Below are 24951 nucleotides of genomic sequence, written 5' to 3' on the forward strand. Positions count from 1 at the left end.
CAAGCGATGAGGTGACGAATGACGCAGCTCGACGAGCGCAAGCTCGATCCCGCCGTAGCCCTTGCCTCGCTCGACGAAACGGCGCCGCGGGAGCCGCACCGGCTGTTCGCGCTCAAACAGGGCGACTGTTTCGCGGTCACGGACGCCTATGGTGACATCAGGGGCGCCGGCGACGGTTTCTTTCGCGACGATACCCGCGTTCTTTCCGAGTTCCGCCTGACGATCGGCGGCAGGCCGATGTCGCTGCTCGGCGCTTCGCTCAGCCAGGACAATGTTCTCTTCACCAGCAACCTGACCAACTTGCCGATCCAGAGCGCCGCCGGCCGCGACATTCCGCAAGGCGCGATCCATATCGAGCGCGTCAGGCTGATCTGGCAGGACAGGCTGTTCGATCGCATCACGCTTTCCAACTACAGCCGCGAGCATTCGACCATCGCCATCGCCTTGCATTTCGCCGCCGACTTCCGCGACATGTTCGAGGTGCGCGGCTCGACACGGCCGAAACGTGGAACGGTCCATCTCGCGAAGACGGACAAGGCATCCGTTATGCTCGGCTATGACGGTCTCGACGGCTTGCCGCGCCTGTCGGCGATCTCCTTTTCGCAAGCTCCCGACCAACTGAGCGACAATCGTGCCGACTTCCTGATCGCGGTGACCAAGCGCAGCAGCAAGGTGCTTTATGTCGAGGTAGGACCGGAAGTTGCCGACGCGCCCAATCGTGACCGCTTCCGGGCCGCTGCCGCACGCGCGCGTTTTGCCATGCGCGCAAAGCGGCGGCATGGCGCCACGGTCCACAGCTCCGGCCGCGTCTTCAACGATTGGGTCGAACGGGCCCGCGCGGATGTCGCGTTGCTTACCACCGAGCTTGCGACCGGGCCCTATCCTTATGCCGGCATCCCGTGGTTCTCCACGGCCTTCGGCCGCGACGGCGTGATCTCCGGCCTGCAGATGCTGTGGCTCAATCCGGGTCTTGCACGCGGCGTGCTGGCGTTCCTTGCCGAACATCAGGCGACGGAGACGTCGCCCTTCATCGATTCCCAGCCCGGCAAGATCATGCATGAGACGCGCAAGGGCGAAATGGCGGCGCTGCGCGAACTCCCCTTCGGCCGCTATTATGGCGGCGTCGACACGACCCCGCTCTACATTCATCTCGCCTGCGCCTATGCCGACCGCACCGGCGACATGGGCTTCATCGAAACGCTGTGGCCATCGCTCAAGGCGGCTGCCGCATGGACGGAAGAGGCAAGCCGGGCGACGGGTTTCGTCACCTACCAGCGCGCGGCGGAGTCCGGCCTCGCCAACCAGGGCTGGAAAGACAGCGTCGACTCGGTCTTCCATGCCGATGGCCGTATGCCCAAAGGACCGATCGCGCTGGTCGAGGTGCAAGGCTATGTCTTTGCCGCTTATCGCGGCCTTGCCGCGCTCGCACGCCGCCGCGGCGAGTTTGCCGATGCCGAACATTGGGAGAACCGCGCCGAGGAAATGCGGATCGCCGTCGAGCGTGACTTCTGGATCGACGAACTAAACTTCTACGCCATCGCGATCGACGGCGAAGGCCAGCCCTGCAAGGTGCGAACGTCGAATGCGGGGCACCTGCTTTATGCCGGGCTGCCGCAGCCGGTGCGCGCCAAGATCGTCGCCGATCAATTGCTCTCGGCTTCCTTCCATTCCGGCTGGGGACTGAGGACGCTTGCGGACGATGCGATCTTCTTCAACCCAATGTCCTACCACAATGGCTCGATCTGGCCGCACGACACGGCGCTTTGCGGTGTCGGCCTGTCGCGCTATGGAGAGCGCGAAAGTGTCGTGCGGCTGATGAGCGGCACTTTCGAATCGGCCGTGCACTTCAACATGCGGCTGCCGGAATTGTTCTGCGGCTTCACCCGGGCGCCAGGCGAGGCGCCGATCGCCTATCCTGTCGCCTGCCTGCCGCAGGCCTGGTCGGCAGGCTCCACCTTCATGCTGATGCAGGCCTGCCTCGGTCTGGAAATCGACGGCTGGAAAGGCGAGTTGCGCGTCACCCGCCCAAGGATGCCTATCGGTATCGACACGCTCACGCTCCGGCATCTGTCCGTCGGCGATAAGACTATTGACCTCACCTTCCAGCGTGTCGGGGACCGTGTCGTTGCCTTCCTCGCCGATCGGCATGAGGGCTTGGTGCCGCTGATTGTGCGGACTTAGACTGGTCGTTTGCGCAATTCTGGGCGGAAAACCGTGTTCCGCAAATGCATGCGGCAGTCGAAAAATGTCGGAACCGACAAGCGGTCCATGCGTTTGCAAACCGGACCGGCATCCCTCTCCGCAGCCGGCAAGAACCAGAACAAAATGGCGGACAGCCGGAGGCAACCTGGCATCAATGGCACAGTATGGCGTCGACCTCTTGTGGGTCCTTATCCTAGCTAGTCTGGGACTCTCCGCTTTCGCGATCTTCGTCTCAATAACCAGGCACCGTCACCAGCATGCAACGGCTGTGAACACGCCCGGTGCGGGCGAGGACGTCGCATCGGAGGCCGCGCGAAAGGTGTTGCGCGAATTCGAGAAGAACGGGCAGTCAGTCGACGCCGCCCTGGTTACTTGGTCACCGGAGACGCTACGCAAGATCCTTGCCGAGGATCTGCCGGACGCACAGGTAATCGTCGTGTCCAACCGCGAGCCCTACATCCACAATGAGGACGAGAACGGCGATGTCGAGCTCGTCGTACCGGCGAGCGGGCTGGTCTCGGCGCTGGAGCCGATCACGCGCGCCTGCGCCGGAACCTGGATCGCCTATGGCGGCGGAAGCGCGGATCGCCAGGTCGTCGACCGCCACGACCGGGTACAGGTGCCGCCCGAAAATCCATCCTATGCGCTGCGGCGGGTCTGGCTGACCGACGAGGAATATCAGGGCTATTATCTCGGCTTCGCCAATGAAGGGCTGTGGCCGCTCTGCCACATTGCCTTTACCCGACCGATCTTCCGCGAGTCGGACTGGGCGGCCTACGAGGCCGTCAACCGCAAATTCGCCGAAACGGTGGTTGCCGAGGCCCGCAACGAGAGGCCGATCGTGCTGGTCCAGGATTATCATTTCGCGCTCCTGCCGCGCATGATCCGCGAGCGGCTGCCCGAGGCGATCGTCATCACCTTCTGGCACATCCCATGGCCGAACTCGGAAGTGTTCAGCATCTGTCCGTGGCGCGAGCGCATCCTGGATGGGCTGCTGGGCAGCTCGATCATCGGCTTCCACACCCAGTTCCATGCCAACAACTTCACCGAGAGCGTTGACCGCTTCATGGAGAGCCGGATCGAACGGGCGGATGCCGCGGTGTCCTATGGCGGCCAGACGACTTTGGTCCACGCTTATCCGATTTCTATCGAATGGCCTCTACAGCTCCTGAAGAGCCTGCCGCCGGTCGTGGAATGCCGCGCGCAAATCCGCGAGCGGTTTGGGATTCCAGCCGACGCCAAGCTGTGCGTCGGAGTCGAACGTCTTGACTACACCAAGGGCATTCTCGACCGCTTCCATGCGCTGGAGGAACTGTTCATCCGCTACCCTGAAATGATCGGCAAGGCGGTGTTCCTGCAGGTCGCCGCACCGAGCCGGGGCACATTGCCGGCCTACAAGCACCTGCATGAGGAATGCCAGCGGCTCGCCGAGGGACTGAACGAGCGCTATGGCAACGGCAGCTATCGTCCGGTCGTGCTGGTGGCCGAGCATCACTCGCAGAAGGACGTCTACAAGATCTACCGCGCGGCCGACATCTGCCTGGTCACCAGTCTGCATGACGGCATGAACCTGGTGGCCAAGGAGTTCGTCGCCGCGCGCGACGACGAAGAGGGCGTGCTCCTGCTCAGCACGTTTGCCGGCGCCTCGCGCGAACTGCTCGAGGCGCTGATCGTCAATCCCTACGACGCGGCAATGATGAGCGAAGCCATGCGGCAGGCGCTGGTCATGGGGCCCGACGAGCAGCGCGAGCGCATGCGGCGCATGCGCGAGATCGTACGCGACAACAATGTCTATCGCTGGGCCGGCAGCATGCTGCTCGACGCGGCGCGGCTGAGGAAGCGCGGCGAGCTCGACCGGGTCACGGCCTTGTCCGAACGGTCGGCAAACCCCAACGGCGACAATGTCGTCTCAATCTTCGAACGCAAACAGGCAGTCGGATTCCGATGAACATTCAGGCAGATTTGACACCACGGCTCCCCGAAGGCCGGTGGGCGCTCTTCCTCGATATCGACGGTACCTTGCTCGAGCACGCAGCCCATCCGGATAGCGTGTCGGTCAGCGAGGAGTTGCGTTCGCTGCTGGAAAAGGTCGAGCGCCGGCTGGATGGAGCGCTTGCCTTCATCACCGGCCGGTCGATCGTGGCCGTCGACCGGCTGTTCGAGCCTTTGAAGCTGCGGATCGCCGGCCTGTACGGCCTGGAGCACAGGCTCGTGCCGGACGGGCAAATCGAGGCCGCCGACGAGCCAGCGGATATGGCCGCACTTGCCGACGAGATCGAGCTGGAGCTGGCAAGCAAGGCCGTCTATGTCGAGCGCAAGGGGCCGGTGCTCGCCATCCACACGCGGGCAGCGCCGCAATTGCTGGCCCGCGCGACGGAACTGGTCGAGACAGCACTTGCCCGGCTGCCGAAAGGCTACCGCGTGATTGCCGGCAATGCCGGTGTCGAACTGATGCCCCTCGAAGCCGCCAAGGGCGCGGCGATCCGGCGCTTCATGCAGCTTGAACCTTTCACCGGACGGCGTCCGGTATTCCTCGGCGACGACACGTCCGACGAAAACGGTTTTGAGACCGTCAATGCCGCGGGCGGGATCTCGATCCGCGTGAGACCGCAGGGCGAGACGGCGGCGCGTTTCGCCATCGCCGATGTCGCCAGCGCGATCGCCTGGCTCGCGGCGAATTTCAATGACGGCTTCGAACCGGCGGACCGCAGCGATCTGGTTGCCTGATAATCTCGGGAAAAGCCCGTCGCGGTCCTTCGTGTGGACTCGCGAAAAACGGCCCCGCAACGGGGCCGTTTGTCGGTTGCTGCACCGATTGGTTACTTGCTGCCGCCGTTCTCCTTGACGCTGCTGCAGAACTCCGGATGGCTGTTGGCTGCATTGGCGTTCTTGGCCTCGTCTTCACAGGCCGTCATCATCGCCGTCTGGTCATCCGGCGACAGCGCCTTCCACGCCTTCACGAAGTCGTCCTTGCCGACCATCGTCTTCATGCTGGAGTCGGTGTAGAAGGGCTGCATCTTGGCCGGGTCATCCAGCGCCGACGTACCGGTTTCGCCAGCGGCGAGAGCCGAGCCGGCGACCATCGAAAGCGTCATTGCGCCGAGGCAGATCATCTTGATGTTCATGACATAGACCTCCTGTTTCTCCGGATCGTTCGAGAAACGATCGTGTCATCAACGGAAGGTCCGGATCAAAGTTCCTCTATTCCCGTGAAATGCAGAAGAAAATTCTGAATAAAATGGGACCGAGAGCGACCAAATTCTCCCGTGGTCCGCCGTTAAGTTTGGCTGCATCAGGCGGCAATCACGTTCCAGGCGACAACAGGGCGCGCTCAGTTCCTGTCGACCGGCTTGGAGCGCATCCGTGAAACGGTCTCGCGCTCGGCGCGCTTGGAGCGCATCGGCGGCAGGCCGCGGTCGACGAGGTCCATGTCCTCCAGCACCATGTCGCCCATGCGCTTGAAGGCGACGTCGAGCGCGCCGGCGCGGTGGGCCGAGCGGAGGAAGCCGGAAAGCGTGCGTGCCGGATGGTCCTTCGCCAGCGGCTCTTCGGGAAACACGTCGCTGGCCGCAAGGATATGGCCGCTCTCGACCGCTTGCATCAGCGCCGGGAAATCGACGACGCCGGCGCGGCTGAGCAGGATGAAGGCGGCGCCCTTGCGCATCTTGGCGAAAGCGTCGGCACCGAGAAAACCCTGGTTCTCGCTGGTCACAGAGGCAACGACGAAAACGAAATCGCTTTCCGACAGCACCTTGTCGAGCGATGCCGGCTCGACGCCATGCTCCACCAGAACGGAAGGCGGCAGCCAGGGATCGAAGACCCTGGTGCGGGTGCGGAAGCCGGTCAGCAGGCGATTGAGAGCGCGACCGAGATCGCCGAAGCCGATGATGCCGACATTCGAACCTGAGAGCAGTCGCGCCGTCCGATTGCCGTCGCCGCCCCATAGTTCCTTGCCTTGCCGGAAGGCGAGATCGGCATCGACGATGCCGCGCGCCAGGTTTAGCGCCATGGCAAGACCGAGCTCCGCCACCGGCTCCGCAAACACGAGGCCGGTGGTGACGACGTGGATGCCACGAGCAAACAGCGTCTCATAGGGCATGTTGTTGATGAGATTGGTCTCGACGTTGAAGATGCAGCGCAGCGCTTTCAACTTGTCCAGAGTCTCCGGGGTGATCGGCGGCTGGCCGACGATGTAGCGGGCTTCGGCCAGCACATCTGTCGGCAACTCCGAGACGCCTTCCGGCGTTGTCTCGACGATGCGATATCTTTTGCGAAAAAGCGCCAGTTGCGACGGCGTGAAGATCAGGTCGAGCGTGCGCGGTTCGGGTGCGCTGATCACCAGCGGCGAGGCTTTGTTGGACATGACATTCCTCCCGGCGCGATTGGATCGCACCAATTGTATCTGCGTTTTTACTCCGGATGAAACGATTTACAACAGCGAAAAATCGATTTATCGATTATGTTAGCGAGGCGGCGGCCGCTCGCCTTCGGGAGAAGATTTATGGCGCAACAGGAAGCCCAGCAGCGGCGCGCGTCGATCCACGATGTGGCAAGCCAGGCGGGCGTGTCCGCGGCCACCGTTTCCAAGGTTCTTGCCGGCGTCACCACGGTAAAACCGGAAAACGCGCAGCGCGTCCTCGATGCTGTCGAGCTTCTGGGCTACCGCGTCGATCCGCTCGCCTCGGACATGCGCAGGGCCAAGCGTCGCATCATCGGCGCGATCATGCCGGAGTTCGAAAGCGAGTTCTTCGGCCAGATGGTCAGCGAACTCGAAGGTCTTGCCGAGCAGCGCGGCTATACGCTGGTCGCCGCCTCCAGCCGTGAATCGGAAGCGCGCGAGAAGGAGATTCTTGCCCGCATGCATGACTGGCGCGTTGCAGGCGTCGTGCTGGCGCCGGTGCGCAACGAGCACGGGCCGGCGGCCGGTTTCATGAAGGCGAACGGCATGACAGGTGTGCTGATCGACCGCGTGCTTGCCGACGATGCCTTCGACACGGTTTCGGCCGACAGCGCGGCGGCAAGCGCCGAAGTGGCGCGCGCGCTGGTCAGCCAGGGCCATCGCCACGTGCTTGTCGTCGGTCTCGGCCAGCAGGCGGCGACGGTGCGCGCCCGCCTCGACGGGTTTCGCAAGACGGCACTTGAGCTCGCGCCCGACATCCGTATCGACGTCGTACTCTGCGAAAGCGATGTCGGGCCCTTGCGGACGCTGCTTCGCGATTATTTCAGCAAGCGGGAAGACGGCGGCGACAGGCCGACGGCGGTTTATTCGCTCTTCCTCAAGGGCACGCTGGTGGCGCTGTCAGAATTTCGGCGGCGCGGCTGGCATTGCCCGAACGACATCTCGCTGGTCGGCTTCGACGACGCCGAATGGATGCAGGTGACGTGGCCGGCGATCGCCGCTGTGGTGCAGCCGGTACGCGAGATCGCAGCCAACGCAATCGAGGTTTTGTTTCGCAGGATCGAAGGCGAGCGCGGCCCGCCGAGGGCGCGGCTCGAACCTTGCAAGGTGTTCATGCGGGAATCCGTTGGCTCGCCAGGCAGCGTCCCGCATTCCGGGGGAGGAGACCGACAATAACCCCATTGTCGACAACGGAAGAAGAGCGCCGGCCCTGGCCGAGGCATCCGGCGCAAACAAACGGAGGATCGAATGACATCGCTTTGTACAAAGATAAATCGATTTACTCTCGCGCTGGGCGTGGCTCTGGCATTTTCAGCCGTCGGCGTCGCCAAGGCCGAGGACGGCGAATATGGCGTGCTGATGAAGACCTTGGCCAATCCGTTCTGGGGCGCGATGGCGCAGGGCGTCGCCGACGGCGCCAAGGAAGCCGGCGTGAAATACTTCCAGCAGGCGGCCGAAAGCGACCAGGCGGCCGAGCCGCAGCTCAACCTCTGCAACACGATGCTCGAGCGCAAGCCGGTGGCAATGATCACCGCGGCCATCAACTCGACCAACCTCTTGCCCTGCCTGAAGTCGGCGCAAGATGCCGGCATCAAGATCGTCGATCTCGACAACAATCTCGATCAGGCGGTTCTCGACAAGGAAGGCGTCAAGGTAACCTTCCATATCGGCTCCGACAATGTCGCCGCGGGTGCGCAAGGGGCCGAATATCTCGTCTCCAAGCTTGGCAAGGACGCCAAGGGCCCGGTGCTGGTGATCGAGGGTCTCTCCGGCAACATCACCGGCGAGAAGCGCGCCAAGGGATTCGTCGACAAGCTGAAGGAACTGGCGCCGGGGCTTGAGGTCGTCGCCTCCCTGCCGGGCGACTGGGATCGCGGCAAGGCGGCCTCGATCGCCACCGACACGCTGACGGCGCATCCCGATCTGGTTGCTATCTTCTGCGCCAATGACGGCATGGCCTTGGGCGCCGTGGAATCGGTCTTCGCCGCCGGCAAGGGCGAGCAGGTGACGATCATCGGGGTCGACGGCAATGTCGATGCGGTGAAGTCGATCAAGGAAGGCCGTCTCAACGCTTCCGTCGCGCAGCTTCCCTATCTCGTCGGCAAGCAGGCGGTCGAGAACGTCAAGAAGGCGCTGGCCGGCGAGAAGGTCGAGGAAAGCATCGCGGTGCCCACCCTGGTGCTGACCAAGGACGTGCTCGACGCCGGCAAGGAGCCGATGCTGCAATATGTGAAGTAGGAAGGAAGGGAAGGGAACAGGGGAGTAGGTCAGTAGGGGAGTAGGAGGAGGAAGGTTTGCAGTCCCCAGACCCGGCTCTCTCCCGCTCACTTCTCTATTCCGCTATTCCCCTACTCCCCTACCCAGAAGGGTGAAAACATGGCTTCCGAAACGGCGCAGCCCGGGTTTTGGGCTCGGGTCCAGCGCGCATCCGTCGAGCGGCTCCACATCAGGCTGGAGTCGCTGCTGGTGCTTGTGCTGCTGAGCGCGGCGATGGCGCTTTTGTCGCCTTTCTTCCTGTCGCTCAGCAATTTCCTCAACATCCTGCTCGCGACATCGACGATCGGCGTGCTGGCGATCGCCGCGACCTTCGTCATCGGTTCCGGCGGGCTCGATCTGTCGCTGGGATCGGTCATGGGCCTTGCCGGCGTGGCGGGAGCCTTCGTCGCCGTCAATCTCGGCTGGCCGTCGGTGTTCGCGGTGATCGCCTGCATTCTGGCCGGAAGTATCGCCGGCTACATCAACGGCCAACTGGTCACCCGCGCCTTCGTGCCGGCCTTCATCGTGACGCTCGGCATGCTGGGCCTGGCGCGCGGACTGGCGCTCGTCATCTCGCAGGGCAGGGCGATCTACGGCCTGCCGCCGGAGATCGTCTATATCGGGCAAGGGAGGCCGCTCGGCATTCCGATGCCGGTCATCATCTTCGTCCTCACGGCGATCGTCGCGCATACGGTGCTTGCCTATACGCGCTTCGGCCGCCACACGCTGGCGCTCGGCGACAGCGAGGGTGCGGCGCGCGCTGCCGGCATCCGCGTCGAGCAGCATCGCCGCATCATCTACACGCTCTCCGGCGCGCTTGCCGGGCTTGCCGGTCTCTTGTTCACCGCCCGCGTCAATGCCGGCGACCCCACCGCCGGCATCAACTACGAGCTCACCGCGATCACCGCGGCGATCATCGGCGGCACCAACCTGTTCGGCGGCCGCGCCTCGATCCTCGGTACCATGATCGGCGCGCTGATCATGGGCGTGCTGCAGAACGGGCTGACGCTGCTTGCCGTGCAATCCTACTACCAGCAGATGGCGATCGGCGCGGTGCTGATCCTCGCGGTCTTCATCGACCAGTATCAGGTGCGGAAGAAGTCGCGCGTATGACCCTGCTTTCGCTCCATAAGATCCGCAAAAGCTTCGGGGCGGTCGACGTGCTGCATGGCGTCGACCTGTCGGTCGCGGCCGGCGAGGTGGTCGGGCTGGTCGGCGACAACGGCGCCGGCAAGTCGACGCTGATGAAGACCATCACCGGTATCTACCGCGCCGACACAGGCTCGATCGAATTCGACGGCAAGGACATCCTCGCCCTCGATCCCGGCCAGCGGCGCCGCCTCGGCATCGAGATGATCTACCAGGATCTGTCCTTGGCCAAGCAGCAGGACGTGGCCTCCAACATCTTTCTCGGCCGCGAGCCGACGAAAAGACTGCTCGGCCTCTTTCCCGGCTTTGTCGACAAGACCGAGATGGATCGGCAGGCGGCGCGGATGATCGAGCGCCTCGGGGCGCACCTGCCGTCCATCAGTCGTTCCGTCGGCTCCTTCTCCGGCGGCCAGCAGCAGACGGTGGCCATTGCGCGGGCGCTCACCTTCAACCCGAAGCTCGTCATCATGGACGAGCCGACGGCGGCGCTCGCTGTGCGCGAGGTGCAGAGCGTGCTCGATCTCATCCGGCGGCTGAAGTCTGAAGGCATCGCCGTCATCCTGATCTCGCACCGGCTGAACGACGTGCTGTCGGTCACCGACCGCATCGTCGTGCTGCGCCACGGCAGGGCGGATGCCGATCTCGTTACCGCCAAAACGAACATGAACGAAGTCGTCAGCCGCATCGTCGGCGGCGGCGACACGGCCGCAGCGGCGGCGCACGAGCAACGAGGCTGATTATGAATGTTTTCGGACTGCATACTTTCGCCATCGCCCCGGTCTGGGATCTGGCCCGCATCGAGCCGCAGATCGACCGGCTGAAGGAGCTCGGCATCGGCCTGATGGAGATTCCTCTGCTTAGGCCGGAGGAGATCGACACCAAGCGCACGCGCGGTTTTGCGAACCATTATGGCGTGCAGCTCATTCCGTCGCTCGGCTTGCCGCGCGCGCTCGACGTGGTGGAGCGGCCGGAAGAGGCGCTCGACTTCCTGCAGCCGGCCTTCAACGTCTGCAACGAGGTGGGCGCCGAGGCGCTCGGCGGCGTCACCTATGGCACGATCGGCAAGACCACGGGCCGGGCGCCGACGCAGCGGGAGATCGACGGCATGTGCCGCTTCCTCGAACGGGCGGCAAAGTCGGCGAAGGCACGCAGCCTGAGGCTCGGCATCGAACCCTGCAACCGCTACGAGACGCATCTGATCAACCGCGGCATCGACGCGGCGCGCATCATCGAGCGCATCGGCGCCGACAACATCTTCATCCATCTCGACACCTACCACATGCACATCGAGGAAGAGAGCTTCGCGGCCGGCTTCGAGGCGGCGGCGCCCTTCCTCGGCTATGTGCATGTGTCGGAGGCCAATCGCGGCGTGCCGGGGCGCGGCATGCTGAACTGGGCAGCCTGCATGAAGGCGATCGCCGACATCGGCTATGAGGGCCCGATCACGCTCGAAAGCATGAACCATGTCGACGTCGACATCGCCGGCGGGCTCGCGGTATGGCGCCCGGTGGCGGAAGACCCGCGCGACGTCATCGAGGTGGGGCTGCCCTTCCTGCGCGACGAAGCGAAGAAGGCGGGGCTGACACTCGGGTAACGAAAAGCTACTTGCCCCCGCGCGTCAGCCAGCGGCGACGCGCCTCCTGCTGTTCGGCGAGCTCGGCCTCGTCCCAGTAGCCGATGAGCACGCCGGAGCTGCTGATCGGGTCGAAATGCCCGACCTTATCATCGATCTCCGTCAGCCACTCGTCGGGGACGGTGATGCGGTTGTTGGGCAGCGCCAGCCAGCGCATCAGCATTTTGCGCAGCCGCTCGATGTCGCCGGCGGCCGACGGCTCACGGCCGAGGTCGCGCAATTCGCCCGGGTCGTTCTGGAGATCGAAGAACATCGGCTCGACACCTTCGCCATGGACGAGTTTGAAGCGGCCGTCGGTGATCATGTAGAGCTTGCAGCCCGACACCGGCATGGCGAGCTTCAGCCGCGCCGCATCGCCGCTGTAGTCATATTCGCTGACGGCATAGTTGCGCAGGCTCTTCCGCTCACCGGAAGTGAGCGACAGCAGCGAGCGGCCTTCGAGGACATGCGGCTTGGGCCGGCCGCCGAAAAAGTCGAGGAAGGTGGGCGCGAGATCGATCATCTCGACCAGCGCGTCCGACGTGGTTCCTCTTGTGACGTCGGCTTCCGGGCGCGGATCGTAGACGATCATCGGCACCTTCACCGCGACGTCGTGGAACAGGTATTTCTCGCCGAGCCAATGGTCGCCGAGATAGTCGCCATGGTCCGAGGTGAAGACGATAAGCGTGTTGTCGAACAGGCCGCGCTTCTCCATAAAGTCGAACAAATGACCGAGCTGGTCGTCGATCTGCTTGATCAGGCCCATGTAGCAGGGAACGACCGTCTCGCGGACCTGATCGCGCGAGAAGTTCTTCGAATACCGCTCCTGCTGGAAGGCCTCGAAGATCGGGTTTGGCGAGACGCGCTCGGCTTCGCTGCGAACGGGCGGCTGGATCTCCGCCTTGCCGTACATGGCGTGGTAAGGCGACGGCACGATATAGGGCCAGTGCGGCTTGATATAGGAGAGATGCGCGCACCAGGCTTCGCCGTTGGCCTCGGCGTCCTCGATGAAGCGCATGGCGCGGCGCGTCATGTAAGGCGTCTCGGAATGCTCCTCGGGAATGCGCGCCGCCTTGTCGGCATGGACGAGGAGCCAGCCGCTGAAATTCTCGCCATTCTCGCCTCCGCCGGAATTCGCCCAATACTCCCAAGGATTTTCGGCGTCGAAGCCGTGCTGGCGCAGATAGGTGTCGTAGGCCGGATCGGGGTCGTAGCTGGTCGAGGGATGCAGGCCGTCATCGCGTTCGAACGGCTCGAAGCCGCATTCGGCGACGCGCACGCCGATAAGAGAGTCCCTGGCAATGCCGAGGCGCTCCATGCCTTCCTCGTCGGCCTTCATATGCGTCTTGCCGATGAGCGCGCAACGCACGCCGACCTCGCGCAGATGGTCGCCGAGCGTCGGCTCGCCGACCCTGAGCGGCACGCCGTTATGCGTCGAGCCGTGCGAGCGGACGTAGCGGCCGGTATAGGCGCTCATGCGCGAGGGGCCGCAGACCGTCGATTGCACATAGGCATTGGTGAAACGCACGCCGCGGCTGGCGAGCCGGTCGATGTTCGGCGTCTTCAGGCTCTTGTGCCCGGCGCAGCTCAGATAGTCGAACCGCAGCTGGTCGCACATGATGAAAAGGACGTTGCGTTTCGAGGTCATTGCTGCCCGTCGGAATGGTTCTCGAACGCGGTAATGCCAGAACAATCAGCGCATGCCAACCAGGGCAAGCAGCCGGTACAGCTCACCAGGGAACTTTACAAAATCATTTTGCTGTGTGAAGTCTCAGGCAACCAAAGGAATCCCAAATGACGCCCCATCGTTTTGCCACCCGTCTCAATTCCTTCGCCTCGCGGCCTGAGGCCGAGTGGGCCGGACTTACCGGGAAGCCCTCGGTGCTGCAGATGGCGGCGCGGGCGGCCAAGGTCGAGGGGCTCACTGATCTCGACCTCAACTTTCCCGACCATATCGGTGAAAAGCCCAGGGAAATCGCACGGAGGCTTGGCGATCTTGGGCTTTCCATCAATGGCTTTGCCATGCGCTACTATTCCAATCCCGCCTTCAAGCTTGGCGCCTTCACCAATCCCGATCCGGTAGTGCGGCGTGAAGCCATCGACCTTACCAAGGCTGGCATCGATGCGGCGCGAGAAGCCGGCGCCGGTCTCATGACACTGTGGCTGGGGCAGGATGGTTTCGACTATGCTTTCCAGGCTGACTACGCGACACTTTGGCAACACGAAATCGACGGTATTCGTGAAGTTTCGGCGCATGACCCCGATTGCGCCATCAGTCTGGAATATAAGCCAAACGAGCCGCGCTCTTATTCGCTGATGCCGGATGCCGCGACCACGTTGCTGGCGATCCGCGAGGCCGGCCTGGCCAATCTCGGCGTTACCCTCGACTTCGCGCATGTGCTTTATGCCGACGAGCAACCGGCCTTTGCCGCCGCTCTGGTCGCCCGTCACAGCAGGTTGCTCGGCGTTCATCTCAACGATGGCTACGCCAAGCGCGACGACGGCCTGATGGTCGGCGCCGTGCACACGCTGCAGACCATCGAGCTGCTGCGCCAGATCCGCAGGGACGGCTACGCCGGTGCCATCTATTTCGACACCTTTCCGGACATGACCGGTCTCGACCCGGTGCGCGAATGCAACGTCAACATCGCCACCGTCAAGCGCATGTTGCGGGTCGTCGAGCGGCTGGAGCGCGACAATCAGCTGGCGGCTGCCCTCGACGGGCAGGACGCTGTTGCCGCGCAGGCTGTCGTCCAGGAAATCCTGCTCGGAGCTGCAGGATGACGTCCGTGGACCTCCGGGCTGTTGGGCCGCGCATCCGCATGATGATGCCGCATCTCACACCGCTGGAGGCAAAGGTGGTGGAAACCGTGTTTGGCCGCCGCGGTTTCGACGAGACGATCCCTTTGAAGGAGATCGCTGAAGAGGCCGGCGTCTCCGAGGCGATGGTGGTGAAGATCGCCAAGAAGCTGGGCTTCTCCGGGTATCGCGACTTCCGGACGGCAGTCTGCGAATACAGCCGCTTGCCGACCGCCGAGATGCACCGGGAACTGTCCGCCGACGACAGTTCGGCCGAGATCGTGCAAAAGGTCTTCCGCACTTCCATACAGGCGGTGGAGGAAACGCTGGCGATCCTTGACATCGGCGATTTCGACCGGGCCGCCGACCTCATCTATCGATCCAGAAATCGCGACTTCTACGGCGTCGGCGGCTCGGCTCAGATCGCCCGGGACGTTTCGCACAAGTTCCTGCGTATCGGCATCCGCGCGGCGGTTTACGACGATTCCCACATGATGCTTATGTCGGCCGCGCTCCTCGGCGCCGAAGACATTGCCGTCGGCTTTTCCCATTCCGGCAACAGCAGCGCGGTGATCGATGCCGTTCAACTTGCCAGGAAGAACGGCGCCCGCACGCTTGCCATAACCAACTACGCCAACTCGCCGCTGGCAGCCGAGGCGGATGTCGTGCTCTGCTCGACCGCGCGCGGGTCGCCTCTGATGGGCGAGAATGCGGCCGCCCGTATCGCCCAGCTCAACATCCTGGATGCGCTGTTCGTCGCGGTGGCGCTGCGCGACTACCAGGCGGCGGAGCACAATCTGGGCCGCACCATGTCGGCGGTGACGTCGAAACGCCGAGACAGGAACAGATGAAAGATCGTCGCGGATGAGCGTTGCTTCAGCGGGGCTGGTGGCCGTGTTCGGCAGCCTGCATTACGACATCCTGGTCGACGCACCGGATCGCCCGCGCAAGGGCGAGACGGTGACCGGTTTCGGCTGGCAGCCGAAATGCGGCGGGAAGGGCGGCAATCAGGCGGTCTCGGCGGCGCGCGCGGGGGCGAGGTCGGCGATGATCGGTGCCGTCGGCGATGACGATTTCGGCCGCGCGCTGCTCGCCAATCTCAGCCGCAGCAATGTCGATCACCGCTTCGTGCGAGTAGAACCGGGGATCGGATCAGGCATGAGCGTGGCCATTTTCGACGACGATGGCGACTACGGCGCGGTAATCGTTTCCGGCAGCAATCTGACACTCGGCGAAAAGGATGCCGCGGGGGCCGCCGGTCTGCTCGCGCAGGCTGAGGTGCTGTTGCTGCAGAACGAAGTGCCGGAAATCGCCAACATCGCTGCCGCGCGCGCGGCGAAGGTTGCCGGCTGCTGCGTCGTGCTCAACGCAGCGCCGGCCCGGCCGCTGCCCGCCGAACTCACCGGGCTCGTCGACATCGTGATCACCAACGCCATAGAGGCGGAATTCCTGGCCGGCATGCCGGTCGTCGACACGCTTGAAGGCGCGGCTGAGGCAGCGCGGCAACTGGCAATCGTTTATCCGGCGGCAATCGTCACCGCCGGCGGCGATGGCGTCGCCTATCACGATCGCGACGGCCGCGCCTTTGCGCTCGCTGCCATTCCGGTGAAGGTGGTCAGCACCCATGGCGCCGGTGACGAATTCGTCGGTGCCTTTGCGGCTGCGCTTGCTCGCGGCGAGCTCACCGAGACTGCCATCGCTGCCGCGAATGCCGCCGCCGCCCTGCTGGTCTCGACGCCGGAGGCGGATCGCCAAACGCCGGCCTTTAGACGGTGAAAAGATCCAAGGCGGCGTGCACCGTCCAGAGTAGCCTTCGGTTTACCGATCCAGACAACTGGTGCAATGTTGGTTTGGAGGATCGAGATCGTGCCATTCGTCAGTATCGGCGGCGTTACGCTGCACCATCGCCTTATCGAGGCGCCCGGCACGCCGCGCCCGATCATCTTCATCAATTCGCTCGGCACCGATTTGCGGATTTGGGACGATATCGTCGCACGGCTTGCCGGTGAGATGCCGATGCTCGTCTATGACAAGCGCGGCCACGGGCTTTCCGATATCGGCAGCGGCGTGCGCTCGATCGACGACCATGTCGATGATCTGAGCGCGCTCATCGACTGCTTCGGTTTCCAGAAGGTTGTGCTCTTTGGCCTGTCGGTCGGGGGCATGGTCGCGCAGGGGCTCTACGCACGGCGACCCGAACTCGTCGAAGCGCTGATCCTCTGCGACACCGCGCACAGAATAGGCACCGCCGAGAGCTGGAACAGCCGCATCGCGACGGTCGAGCGTGACGGCATCGAGGCGATTGCCGATGGCATCATGAAGGTGTGGTTCACGCCGGATTTTCATGCCAACCGCGCAGCCGAGCTTGCCGGCTGCCGCAACATGCTGACCAGACAGGCTTTGCCCGGCTATATCGGCACGTGCATCGCGGTTCGCGACGCGGATTTCACCGAAACCGCGCGCCGCATCATTGTACCGACGCTCTGCATCGTCGGCGACCAGGACGGCTCGACGCCGCCCGATCTCGTGCGCTCGCTTGCCGACCTAATCCCCGGCGCGCGTTTCGAGGTGATCCGCGGCGCCGGGCACATTCCCTGCATCGAGCAGCCCGGCGCGCTCGTCGCCCTGATCCGCGCCTTCGTCGCGTCGTTGCCTGAGGGAAAGCGTCTCCATGGATGATGACGCAAACAATATCAACCGATACCGGACCGGGCTCGAAGTGCGCCGTTCCGTGCTCGGCGATCCGCATGTCGACCGCGCCGAAGCTGCGGCGACCGATTTCGACCGGCCGTTCCAGCAGCTGATCACCGAGGCCGCCTGGGGAACAGTGTGGTCGCGTCCCGGCCTGACGAAACGCGAGCGCTCGATCGTGACGCTGGCGCTGCTTGCAGCACTCGGCCATGACGAGGAGGTCGCCATGCACGTGCGCGCCACCGCCAATACGGGGGCCTCGCGCGAGGACATCTGCGAGGCCTTCCTGCATGTCGCGATTTACGCCGGCGTGCCGGCCGCAAACCGCGCCTTCAGGATCGCCAAGGAGGTGTTCGCGCAGATGGACGAGGTCCATGCCTGAGCCCGGCTCCAACAGGACGCCGGAGACCGGCGCCTTCTTCCAGCGCGATCGCCAGTGGCATCCACCGGCCTTCACGCCGGGTTACAAGAGCTCGGTGCTGCGCTCGCCACAAAAGGCGTTGGTCGCCTTCGCCAACACGCTGTCGGAACTCTCGGGCCCGGTGTTCGGCCATGCCATGCTCGGAGAACTCGACAACGACTTGATCCACAATTTCGCCAGGTCCGGCGAGAGCGCCATCGGCGAGCGCATCATCGTCCAGGGGCGTGTCCTCGACGAGCGCGGCAGGGGCGTGCCCGGCGTGCTGCTCGAATTCTGGCAGGCCAATGCCGGCGGGCGTTACCGCCACAAGAAGGATGGGTATCTCGCTCCCCTCGATCCCAACTTTGGCGGCTGCGGCCGCGCTATTACCGGCGAGGACGGCGGCTATGCCTTTCGCACCGTCAGGCCCGGACCCTATCCGTGGCCCAACGGCCCGAATGACTGGCGGCCGGCCCACATCCACTTCTCGGTATTCGGCCACGGCTTCGCGCAGCGGCTGATCACGCAGATGTATTTCGAAGGCGATCCGCTGATATGGCGCTGCCCGATCGTCGGCGGCATTTCGGATAGGCGAGCTGTGGAAGCGTTGATCGCCCCGCTCGACATGCAGTCGACGATCCCGATGGACGCGCTTGCCTACAAGTTCGACATCGTGCTGCGCGGGCGGCGCTCGACGCTGTTCGAAAACAGACCGGAGGGCAACTGATGGCGCAGTCGCTCGACCGTTTGAAAGAGAGCCCTTCGCAGACGGCCGGGCCCTATGTGCATATTGGGCTGACGCCGAACTTCTGCGGCATCGGCGGCGTCTACGACAATGACCTTGGGTCGACGATGGTCAACGAGCTGACCAAAGGCGAGCGCATCGAATTACGGATTCGCGTGCTCGACGGCACCGGCACGCCGCTGAGGGACGCGTTGATCGAGACCTGGCAGGCGGATGCCGCCGGGATCTACAATTCGCCCGCTGAATTGCGCGGCACGGCCGATCCGAACTTTTTGGGCTGGGGCCGGCAGCCGACCGACATGGAAACCGGCGTCTGCCTGTTCCGGACGATCAAGCCCGGCCGGGTGCCGTTCCGCGATGGGCGGCTGATGGCGCCGCACATCACGCTTTGGATCGTGGCGCGCGGCATCAATATCGGCCTGCACACCAGGCTCTATTTTTCGGACGAAGAAAAAGCGAATGCCGAGGATCCGATCCTCGCGCGCATCGAGCATCGCGTTCGGGTGCCGACGCTGATCGCCGAGCGCCATGGCGACACCTACGTCTTCGATGTCCATCTCCAGGGCGAGAAGGAGACGGTTTTCTTCGACAGCTGACCGGGCCAAGTCATGACCGTTTCGCCTTTCGATCACCCGCTGCTTTCCGGCCTGCTCGGCGACGAGGAGGCGGCGAGGCATTTTTCAGTGGAAGCAGATGTCGACTCGATGCTCAGTTTCGAGCGGGCGCTCACCGAAGCGCAGGCGGAATGCGGCGTGATTCCGCGCGAAGCCGGGACGGCGATCGTCAAGTCGCTTGCCGCCTTCCGGCCGGACACGGCAAAGCTACGCGCCTGCGTCGCCGAGGACGGCGTCGTGGTGCCGGAACTGGTGCGCCAGATCAGGGCTGCGGTCGATGAACCGAACGGCGAATTCGTTCATTTCGGCGCCACCAGCCAGGACGTCATCGACACCTCGCTGGTGCTGCGCCTGCGCCAAGCCATCGACCACATCAGCCTGCTGCTCAGCGAAAACATCGTGCGTCTTGCCAACCTCGAACAGGAGTTCGGGGGCACGACACTGGTGGCAATGACGCGCATGCAGCCGGCGATCCCGATCAAAGTCTCGGATCGGATCGCGTCGTGGCGCGCACCGCTCGAACGTCACCAGCAGCGTCTGAAGGATCAATCCGGCCGGCTGCTGGTGGTGCAGTTCGGCGGCGCGGCCGGCACGCTCGACAAGCTCGGCAACAAGGGCGCGGCCGTGCGCGCGGCACTAGCCACCAGGCTCGGCCTTGGCGACGCGCCGCAATGGCATAGCCAGCGGGATGCGCTCGCCGAATTCGCCGGCTGGCTGTCGCTCGTCACCGGCAGCCTCGGCAAGTTCGGCCAGGATGTCGCGCTGATGGCGCAGGCGGGAACCGACATCAAACTGTCGGGCGGCGGCGGCTCATCGGCCATGCCGCACAAGCAGAACCCGGTAAAGGCGGAGGCGCTGGTGGCGCTTGCGCGCTTCAATGCCATCCAGATTTCCGGCATGCACCAGGCACTGGTGCATGAGCAGGACCGCTCAGGTGCTGCCTGGACGCTGGAGTGGCTCATCCTGCCGCAGATGGCGGTGGCGACTGCGGCCGCGCTCAGGCTCGCGGCCGAGCTTGCCGGCCAGATCGAAAGCCTTGGACACTAGCGCATGTCGCCCAAAAGTGCGCAGCGGTTTTGGGAGACCGACATGTGTGAAGGGATCTAATGCGCACGCAAGTCGCCATCATCGGGTCGGGACCGTCCGGCCTGCTGCTCGGCCAGTTGCTGGCCACCATCAGGGTCGAGACGATTATCCTAGAGCGATCGAGCCGCGAGCACGTGCTTGGCCGCGTGCGCGCCGGCGTGCTGGAGCAGGGCACCGTCGACTTGCTCGGCGAGGCAGGCGCCGCGGACAGGCTGCAGGTCGAGGGCCTGCCGCATTCGGGCCTCTCGCTCGCCTTCGACGGGCGGCTGCACCGCATTCATCTCACCGGCCTGACAGGCGGCAAACATGTCACCGTCTATGGTCAGACCGAGGTGACGCATGATTTGATGGACAAGCGTGCGGGTGCCGGACTCACCACCGTCTACGAGGCGGCAAATGTCGCGCTGAATGATTTCGACGGCGCAGCACCGTTCGTCATCTACGACAAGGACGGCGTCACGCATCGCATCGACTGCGACTTCATTGTCGGCTGCGACGGCTATCACGGCGTCAGCCGCCGCTCGGTGCCCGAAGCAGCGCTGAAGAGGTTCGAGCGGCAATATCCGTTCGGCTGGCTGGGCGTGCTGGCGGAGGTGCCGCCGGCCGATCACGAGCTGATCTACGCAAATCACGAGCGAGGTTTTGCACTCTGCTCGATGCGCTCGCCGCAGCGCAGCCGCTATTATGTGCAGGTTCCCGCCGATGAGCGCATCGAGACATGGCCCGACGACCGCTTCTGGGACGAGTTGCGCCGGCGTCTGCCGCCGCAGACGGCGGCTGCCGTCACCACCGGGCCGTCTTTCGAGAAGTCGATCGCGCCGCTGCGCTCCTTTGTTGCCGAGCCGATGCGCTTCAGCCGGCTGTTCCTGGTCGGCGACGCCGCCCATATCGTGCCGCCGACCGGTGCCAAGGGCCTCAACCTCGCTGCCAGCGACGTGCGCTATCTCTTTGCCGGGCTTCGGGAATTCTATCGGGAGAAATCGGAGGCCGGGCTCGACGCCTATTCAGCCAAGGCGCTGGCGCGAGTCTGGAAAGCAGTGCGCTTCTCCTGGTGGATGACGACGATCCTGCACCGCTTCCCCGAGACGGGTGAGTTCGGCCAGCGCATCCAGGAAGCCGAGCTCGATTATCTCGTACACTCCAAAGCCGCGTCGACCGCGCTGGCGGAGAACTACGTCGGCCTGCCTTACTGATCGGGCCGAGCCGTCAGACCCGTTCCAGCGCAATCGCAATGCCCTGGCCGACGCCGATACACATGGTGGCGAGCGCCAGCCGGCCGCGGCGTTCGCGCAGCTCCAGCGCCGCCGTGCCGGTGATGCGCGCGCCGGACATGCCGAGCGGATGACCAAGCGCGATCGCGCCGCCATTGGGATTCACATGCTCCGCCTTCTCGGAAACTCCGAGTTGGCGGAGCACGGCAATGCCCTGGGAGGCGAAGGCTTCGTTCAATTCGATGGCCTCGAACTGGTCAGCCTTCAGGCCGAGGCGGGCGCAAAGCTTCTTGGTGGCCGGCGCCGGGCCGATGCCCATGATGCGCGGCGCCACACCGGCGACGGCGCCGCCGAGGATACGGGCGATCGGAGTCAGCCCATGCTTCTTCGCGGCTGCCTCGGATGCGATGATGAGGGCGGCCGCGCCGTCATTGACGCCGGAGGCATTGCCGGCGGTCACCGTGCCGCCTTGGCGGAACGGCGTCGGCAGCTTGGCCAGCGCCTCGAGGGTCGTGCCGGCGCGTGGATGCTCGTCCTTCGAGACGACGATGGCATCGCCCTTTTTCTGCGGGATCGTCACCGGCGTGATCTCCTTCGCCAATCGGCCATTGGCCTGCGCGGTTACGGCCTTATCCTGGCTGCGCACCGCAAAGGCGTCCTGGTCGGCTCTGCTGACGGAAAACTCCTCGGCGACGTTCTCGCCGGTCTCCGGCATGGAGTCGACGCCGTACTGCTTCTTCATCAGCGGATTGATGAAGCGCCAGCCGATGGTGGTGTCGTGGATCTCGGCATTGCGCGAAAAGGCGGTGTCGGCCTTCGGCATGACGAAGGGCGCGCGGCTCATCGATTCCACCCCGCCGGCAATCATCAACTCGGCCTCGCCGGCCTTGACGGCTCGGGCGGCGATGGTGACGGCATCCATGCCCGAGCCGCACAGCCGATTGACCGTCGAGCCCGGAATGTCCTGGGGAAGGCCGGCCAGCAGCAGCGCCATGCGGGCGACGTTGCGGTTGTCCTCGCCGGCCTGGTTGGCGCAGCCATAGACGACGTCGTCGACCGCGGCCCAGTCGACGCCCAAGTTGCGCCCGACCAACGCCTTCAGCGGAATGGCGGCGAGATCATCGGCTCGCACCGAGGACAGCGCGCCGCCAAAACGGCCGATCGGCGTCCGGATGTAGTCGCAGATGAAGGCATCAGTCATTGTGCAGCTTTCCCTTTGGCGGCGCTCGCATGCGCGGTTTTGGTGCGCGCCTGCAAATCGCGCAATGTCTTCAGCTCGAGTTCCGTCGGCGCCGGCGTCTCGTCAAGCGCCTCGGCAAATATTGCTTCCCAGCCACAGGTCGCCTGCACCTTTTCGCGCGTGACGCCGGGATGCAGGGACACCACGGTGAATTCCTTGGTGACAGGGTCCGGCTTCCAGACGGCGAGGTCGGTGATCAGCAAAGTCGGACCGGCGGTGTCGATACCGAGCCGCTTGCGGTGGTCGCCACCCTCGCCATGGCCGAAGGAGGTGAAGAAGTCGATCTTTTCGACCATGCCGCGCTTCGACTGCGCCATGGTGATGTAGACCTCTCGCGAGGAGGTGGCGATCTCCGGCGCGCCGCCGCCGCCGGGCAGCCGCGTCTTGGGATGGGCATAGTCGCCGATGATTGTCGTGTTGATGTTGCCGAATTTGTCGAGCTGGGCGGCGCCGAGAAAGCCGATGGTGATGCGCCCGCCCTGCAGCCAGTAGCGGAACATCTCCGGCACTGCGACGGTGGTGACCGCCGTCTCGCACAATTCGCCGTCGCCAATCGACAGCGGCAAAACGTCAGGCGCGGTGCCGATCGTGCCGCTCTCGTAGATCAACGTGATATCCGGCGCATGCGTCAGCCGCGCGACATTGCAGGCGGCCGACGGCGCGCCGATGCCGACAAAGCAGACATCGTCGTTCTTCAGCGCACGGCTGGCGGCAATCGTCATCATCTCGCTGGGGGTGAAGCCCAAATCGTTCTCGCTCATGCCGCTTTCCTCAGATGCTCGACGCGAGCTGCGAAGTCGTCCGCGCTGCTCTCGATGACGTTCTTCTGCATCCATGCCTGAAAGCGGTCGCGGTCGGCGGCGATCTCGTCCCATTCGAGATAGGCGGAGTTGTCGCGGTCGTAATAGCCATGCGTGTAGGAGGGATGCGAGCCGCCCGGAACGACCGAGATCGCCGCGATCGTCCAGTTCGGCAGCACGGTGAGGTTGGGATGCAGGTCGTTGAAATTGTCGACTACTTCCTCGACCGTCACCACGGCACGTTTGGCGGCGAGCACGGCCTCCTTCTGGATGCCGATGATGCCTTCGACCAGCACATTGCCTTTGCGGTCGGCCTTCTGCGCGTGGATGAAGGTGACGTCGGGCCGAATCGCCGGAACGGCGGCCAGCACCTCGCCGGTGAACGGACAGCTGACGGATTTGATGTTCGGATTGACCGTGGCAAGGCCGGCGCCGCGATAGCCGCGGAACACCGCGCAGGGCAGGCCGGCGGCACCCGCCTCATAGGCGTTGGCCATGCCGGCGTGGCTGTGCTCCTCGACCTCGATCGGCCGCGGAAAGCCGTTCTCGATGGCGTCGCGAACGCGCCTGAGCAGGCCGACGCCGGGATTGCCCAGATAGGAGAAGACGATCTTCTTGGCCATGCCCATGCCGATCATCTGGTCGTAGATCAGGTCGGGCGTCATGCGGATCAGCGTCAGTTCGCGAATGCTCTGGCGGATCGCCTCATGCGCGGCGGCAGTCGGGATCAGATGAGTAAAGCCCTCGAAAGCCACCGTGTCGCCGTCATGCAGGTTTTCCGCGACCGCCTTTTTCAGCGGCAGGAACTTGACCATCGTCGATTGCTCCGGAGATCAGAAGGTTCATATCGCGAGCATATGAGAGCGCCCCTCTCGCGTCACTATGAGGATGCCTGCAGGCAATGAGGTTCAGCGCAAGCACGCCAAACCATCCGCCGGGACGTACCGGACCTCGCCGTTGACGCTTCATCTCAGATACGCTAATGAACAGGATTATACAGGTTCATTGAACAGGTATCGATATGGCCCGTCGCGCGACGCAACTCACTCCCGGTACGGGCAAGCCCGAGCAGATCGCGACGGTTCTGGAGCAGGAGATCCGCTCCGGCGTGCTCGGCTTCGGGGACCGCCTGCAGAGCGAGAACGAGCTCGTCCAGCGCTTCTCGGTCAGCCGCAACACAGTCCGCAAGGGGCTGGAAGAGCTTTCAAGCCGCGGGCTGATCACCACCAAGGTCGGCATCGGTTCCTTCGTGACTTTCGACGGCATGCCGGTCGATGACGCGATCGGCTGGTCGCGCGCGCTCGCCAATGCCGGCGCCAATGCCGAAACCCGGACGCTCAGGCTCGAGATCATCGAGGACGCCGAGCTCGCGGCAAAACTCGCTGTCGAGAGCTCGTCTTTCATCGCCGTCGATCGCGTCCGTACCAATGCCGATGACGGCCATGCGATCTCGATCGAACGCAGCCGCCTGCCGCTGTCGCCCGAGCTGGAAGACGTGCCGCTGCGCGGGCTTCGCGAAGGCTCGTTGCACCAGACGCTGCGCGGGGCAGGGCTGGTGTCCGACCATGGCGAAGAGTGGGTGGACATCGAGATGCTCAGCGCCGCTGATGCGGCCATCCTCGATTGCGCGCCGGGCACGCCGTTCCTCAGGACGCGACGGCTGACTCGCGCCGCCGACGGCCGCGCCATCGAATTCGTCACCAGCCTGCTCAACCCGGCGCATTTCGCGCTGCATCTGGAGTTCTGA

Annotated in this window: 24 protein-coding genes; 18 read left to right on the top strand and 6 right to left on the bottom strand. The window is 64.3% G+C overall.

The window, feature by feature from the left end; all coding sequences use genetic code 11:
* Positions 1-18: 18 nt before the first annotated feature.
* The 3 genes from CK220_RS18710 (at position 19) to otsB (ending at position 4929) form a co-directional block, all read left to right on the top strand.
* Positions 19-2181, top strand: coding sequence for an amylo-alpha-1,6-glucosidase (locus CK220_RS18710; protein WP_095812937.1), 2163 nt, complete (start codon positions 19-21; stop codon positions 2179-2181).
* Between the two features lie 175 nt (positions 2182-2356).
* Positions 2357-4150, top strand: a complete 1794-nt coding sequence (locus tag CK220_RS18715; protein WP_095812938.1) for a trehalose-6-phosphate synthase — start codon at positions 2357-2359, stop codon at positions 4148-4150.
* Entirely contained in the window at positions 4147-4929 is a 783-nt protein-coding gene (otsB, locus tag CK220_RS18720; RefSeq protein WP_095812939.1) for a trehalose-phosphatase, read from the top strand. Before CK220_RS18715 ends, otsB begins: the two co-directional genes overlap by 4 nt.
* A gap of 92 nt (positions 4930-5021) precedes the next feature.
* Here the strand turns inward: otsB and CK220_RS18725 are convergent, their stop codons facing one another.
* On the bottom strand, positions 5022-5327 hold the full coding sequence (locus CK220_RS18725; protein WP_095812940.1) for a hypothetical protein: 306 nt from the start codon (positions 5325-5327) through the stop codon (positions 5022-5024).
* A gap of 206 nt (positions 5328-5533) precedes the next feature.
* A complete protein-coding gene (locus CK220_RS18730) occupies positions 5534-6565 on the bottom strand; it encodes a hydroxyacid dehydrogenase (RefSeq protein ID WP_095812941.1) in 1032 nt (343 codons plus the stop codon).
* Between the two features lie 138 nt (positions 6566-6703).
* On the opposite strand from CK220_RS18730, the gene CK220_RS18735 reads away from it, so the two are divergent.
* The 5 genes from CK220_RS18735 to CK220_RS18755 all read left to right on the top strand — a co-directional run bounded on the left by CK220_RS18735 (position 6704) and on the right by CK220_RS18755 (position 11600).
* A complete protein-coding gene (locus CK220_RS18735; protein ID WP_095812942.1) occupies positions 6704-7777 on the top strand; it encodes a LacI family DNA-binding transcriptional regulator in 1074 nt (357 codons plus the stop codon).
* Positions 7778-7897: 120 nt separating this feature from the next.
* Positions 7898-8839: a substrate-binding domain-containing protein gene (locus tag CK220_RS18740; RefSeq protein WP_210201433.1), complete on the top strand. Its 942-nt coding sequence runs from the start codon at positions 7898-7900 to the stop codon at positions 8837-8839.
* 138 nt (positions 8840-8977) lie between these two features.
* On the top strand, positions 8978-9970 hold the full coding sequence (locus CK220_RS18745) for an ABC transporter permease (protein ID WP_095812944.1): 993 nt from the start codon (positions 8978-8980) through the stop codon (positions 9968-9970).
* On the top strand, positions 9967-10743 hold the full coding sequence (locus tag CK220_RS18750) for an ATP-binding cassette domain-containing protein (protein WP_066992195.1): 777 nt from the start codon (positions 9967-9969) through the stop codon (positions 10741-10743). The genes CK220_RS18745 and CK220_RS18750 overlap by 4 nt, the downstream gene beginning before the upstream one ends.
* A gap of 2 nt (positions 10744-10745) precedes the next feature.
* Positions 10746-11600 carry a sugar phosphate isomerase/epimerase family protein gene (locus CK220_RS18755; RefSeq protein WP_095812945.1) on the top strand — a complete coding sequence of 285 codons (855 nt, stop codon included), beginning with the start codon at positions 10746-10748 and terminating at the stop codon, positions 11598-11600.
* A gap of 7 nt (positions 11601-11607) precedes the next feature.
* On the opposite strand, the gene CK220_RS18760 is transcribed toward CK220_RS18755, so the two are convergent.
* Complete coding sequence (locus CK220_RS18760; RefSeq protein ID WP_095812946.1) at positions 11608-13266, bottom strand: sulfatase-like hydrolase/transferase; 1659 nt, start codon at positions 13264-13266, stop codon at positions 11608-11610.
* Between the two features lie 146 nt (positions 13267-13412).
* Between CK220_RS18760 and CK220_RS18765 the strand changes: the two genes are divergently transcribed.
* From CK220_RS18765 to pobA, 9 genes are all read left to right on the top strand, one after another.
* On the top strand, positions 13413-14402 hold the full coding sequence (locus CK220_RS18765; protein ID WP_095812947.1) for a TIM barrel protein: 990 nt from the start codon (positions 13413-13415) through the stop codon (positions 14400-14402).
* Positions 14399-15268, top strand: a complete 870-nt coding sequence (locus CK220_RS18770; protein WP_095812948.1) for a MurR/RpiR family transcriptional regulator — start codon at positions 14399-14401, stop codon at positions 15266-15268. The genes CK220_RS18765 and CK220_RS18770 overlap by 4 nt, the downstream gene beginning before the upstream one ends.
* A gap of 13 nt (positions 15269-15281) precedes the next feature.
* The gene (locus CK220_RS18775) at positions 15282-16193 is read left to right on the top strand and encodes a PfkB family carbohydrate kinase (protein WP_095812949.1); all 912 of its coding nucleotides are present in this window, start codon (positions 15282-15284) and stop codon (positions 16191-16193) included.
* 90 nt (positions 16194-16283) lie between these two features.
* Positions 16284-17096, top strand: a complete 813-nt coding sequence (gene pcaD / locus CK220_RS18780; protein WP_095813018.1) for a 3-oxoadipate enol-lactonase — start codon at positions 16284-16286, stop codon at positions 17094-17096.
* A complete protein-coding gene (gene pcaC, locus CK220_RS18785; protein WP_095812950.1) occupies positions 17089-17490 on the top strand; it encodes a 4-carboxymuconolactone decarboxylase in 402 nt (133 codons plus the stop codon). The genes pcaD and pcaC overlap by 8 nt, the downstream gene beginning before the upstream one ends.
* The gene (pcaH, locus tag CK220_RS18790; protein WP_095812951.1) at positions 17483-18235 is read left to right on the top strand and encodes a protocatechuate 3,4-dioxygenase subunit beta; all 753 of its coding nucleotides are present in this window, start codon (positions 17483-17485) and stop codon (positions 18233-18235) included. The genes pcaC and pcaH overlap by 8 nt, the downstream gene beginning before the upstream one ends.
* Positions 18235-18849, top strand: coding sequence for a protocatechuate 3,4-dioxygenase subunit alpha (gene pcaG, locus CK220_RS18795; RefSeq protein ID WP_095812952.1), 615 nt, complete (start codon positions 18235-18237; stop codon positions 18847-18849). The genes pcaH and pcaG overlap by 1 nt, the downstream gene beginning before the upstream one ends.
* A 12-nt stretch (positions 18850-18861) precedes the next feature.
* On the top strand, positions 18862-19914 hold the full coding sequence (locus CK220_RS18800) for a 3-carboxy-cis,cis-muconate cycloisomerase (protein ID WP_095812953.1): 1053 nt from the start codon (positions 18862-18864) through the stop codon (positions 19912-19914).
* 59 nt (positions 19915-19973) lie between these two features.
* Entirely contained in the window at positions 19974-21146 is a 1173-nt protein-coding gene (gene pobA, locus CK220_RS18805; RefSeq protein WP_095812954.1) for a 4-hydroxybenzoate 3-monooxygenase, read from the top strand.
* 13 nt (positions 21147-21159) lie between these two features.
* Here pobA and pcaF read toward each other — a convergent pair whose 3' ends face one another.
* From pcaF to CK220_RS18820, 3 genes are read right to left on the bottom strand one after another with little or no spacing between them, the layout of a single operon-like run.
* Positions 21160-22365 carry a 3-oxoadipyl-CoA thiolase gene (gene pcaF, locus CK220_RS18810; RefSeq protein ID WP_095812955.1) on the bottom strand — a complete coding sequence of 402 codons (1206 nt, stop codon included), beginning with the start codon at positions 22363-22365 and terminating at the stop codon, positions 21160-21162.
* Positions 22362-23165, bottom strand: coding sequence for a CoA-transferase subunit beta (locus tag CK220_RS18815; RefSeq protein ID WP_095812956.1), 804 nt, complete (start codon positions 23163-23165; stop codon positions 22362-22364). Before CK220_RS18815 ends, pcaF begins: the two co-directional genes overlap by 4 nt.
* On the bottom strand, positions 23162-24019 hold the full coding sequence (locus tag CK220_RS18820; RefSeq protein WP_095812957.1) for a CoA transferase subunit A: 858 nt from the start codon (positions 24017-24019) through the stop codon (positions 23162-23164). Before CK220_RS18820 ends, CK220_RS18815 begins: the two co-directional genes overlap by 4 nt.
* A 206-nt stretch (positions 24020-24225) precedes the next feature.
* Here CK220_RS18820 and CK220_RS18825 point away from each other — a divergent pair, with 206 nt between their 5' ends.
* Positions 24226-24951 (top strand): GntR family transcriptional regulator, encoded by a 726-nt coding sequence (locus CK220_RS18825; protein ID WP_095812958.1) that lies wholly within the window; start codon positions 24226-24228, stop codon positions 24949-24951.

The organism is Mesorhizobium sp. WSM3860, from assembly GCF_002294995.1.
Lineage (GTDB): Bacteria > Pseudomonadota > Alphaproteobacteria > Rhizobiales > Rhizobiaceae > Mesorhizobium.

Coding starts and splice junctions, on each gene's coding strand:
- CK220_RS18710 (WP_095812937.1), top strand. CDS start 19: ATGACGCAGCTCGACGAGCGCAAGCTCGATCCCGCCGTAGCCCTTGCC.
- CK220_RS18715 (WP_095812938.1), top strand. CDS start 2,357: ATGGCACAGTATGGCGTCGACCTCTTGTGGGTCCTTATCCTAGCTAGT.
- otsB (WP_095812939.1), top strand. CDS start 4,147: ATGAACATTCAGGCAGATTTGACACCACGGCTCCCCGAAGGCCGGTGG.
- CK220_RS18725 (WP_095812940.1), bottom strand. CDS start 5,327: ATGAACATCAAGATGATCTGCCTCGGCGCAATGACGCTTTCGATGGTC.
- CK220_RS18730 (WP_095812941.1), bottom strand. CDS start 6,565: ATGTCCAACAAAGCCTCGCCGCTGGTGATCAGCGCACCCGAACCGCGC.
- CK220_RS18735 (WP_095812942.1), top strand. CDS start 6,704: ATGGCGCAACAGGAAGCCCAGCAGCGGCGCGCGTCGATCCACGATGTG.
- CK220_RS18745 (WP_095812944.1), top strand. CDS start 8,978: ATGGCTTCCGAAACGGCGCAGCCCGGGTTTTGGGCTCGGGTCCAGCGC.
- CK220_RS18750 (WP_066992195.1), top strand. CDS start 9,967: ATGACCCTGCTTTCGCTCCATAAGATCCGCAAAAGCTTCGGGGCGGTC.
- CK220_RS18755 (WP_095812945.1), top strand. CDS start 10,746: ATGAATGTTTTCGGACTGCATACTTTCGCCATCGCCCCGGTCTGGGAT.
- CK220_RS18760 (WP_095812946.1), bottom strand. CDS start 13,266: ATGACCTCGAAACGCAACGTCCTTTTCATCATGTGCGACCAGCTGCGG.
- CK220_RS18765 (WP_095812947.1), top strand. CDS start 13,413: ATGACGCCCCATCGTTTTGCCACCCGTCTCAATTCCTTCGCCTCGCGG.
- CK220_RS18770 (WP_095812948.1), top strand. CDS start 14,399: ATGACGTCCGTGGACCTCCGGGCTGTTGGGCCGCGCATCCGCATGATG.
- CK220_RS18775 (WP_095812949.1), top strand. CDS start 15,282: ATGAGCGTTGCTTCAGCGGGGCTGGTGGCCGTGTTCGGCAGCCTGCAT.
- pcaC (WP_095812950.1), top strand. CDS start 17,089: ATGGATGATGACGCAAACAATATCAACCGATACCGGACCGGGCTCGAA.
- pcaH (WP_095812951.1), top strand. CDS start 17,483: ATGCCTGAGCCCGGCTCCAACAGGACGCCGGAGACCGGCGCCTTCTTC.
- pcaG (WP_095812952.1), top strand. CDS start 18,235: ATGGCGCAGTCGCTCGACCGTTTGAAAGAGAGCCCTTCGCAGACGGCC.
- CK220_RS18800 (WP_095812953.1), top strand. CDS start 18,862: ATGACCGTTTCGCCTTTCGATCACCCGCTGCTTTCCGGCCTGCTCGGC.
- pobA (WP_095812954.1), top strand. CDS start 19,974: ATGCGCACGCAAGTCGCCATCATCGGGTCGGGACCGTCCGGCCTGCTG.
- pcaF (WP_095812955.1), bottom strand. CDS start 22,365: ATGACTGATGCCTTCATCTGCGACTACATCCGGACGCCGATCGGCCGT.
- CK220_RS18815 (WP_095812956.1), bottom strand. CDS start 23,165: ATGAGCGAGAACGATTTGGGCTTCACCCCCAGCGAGATGATGACGATT.
- CK220_RS18820 (WP_095812957.1), bottom strand. CDS start 24,019: ATGGTCAAGTTCCTGCCGCTGAAAAAGGCGGTCGCGGAAAACCTGCAT.
- CK220_RS18825 (WP_095812958.1), top strand. CDS start 24,226: ATGGCCCGTCGCGCGACGCAACTCACTCCCGGTACGGGCAAGCCCGAG.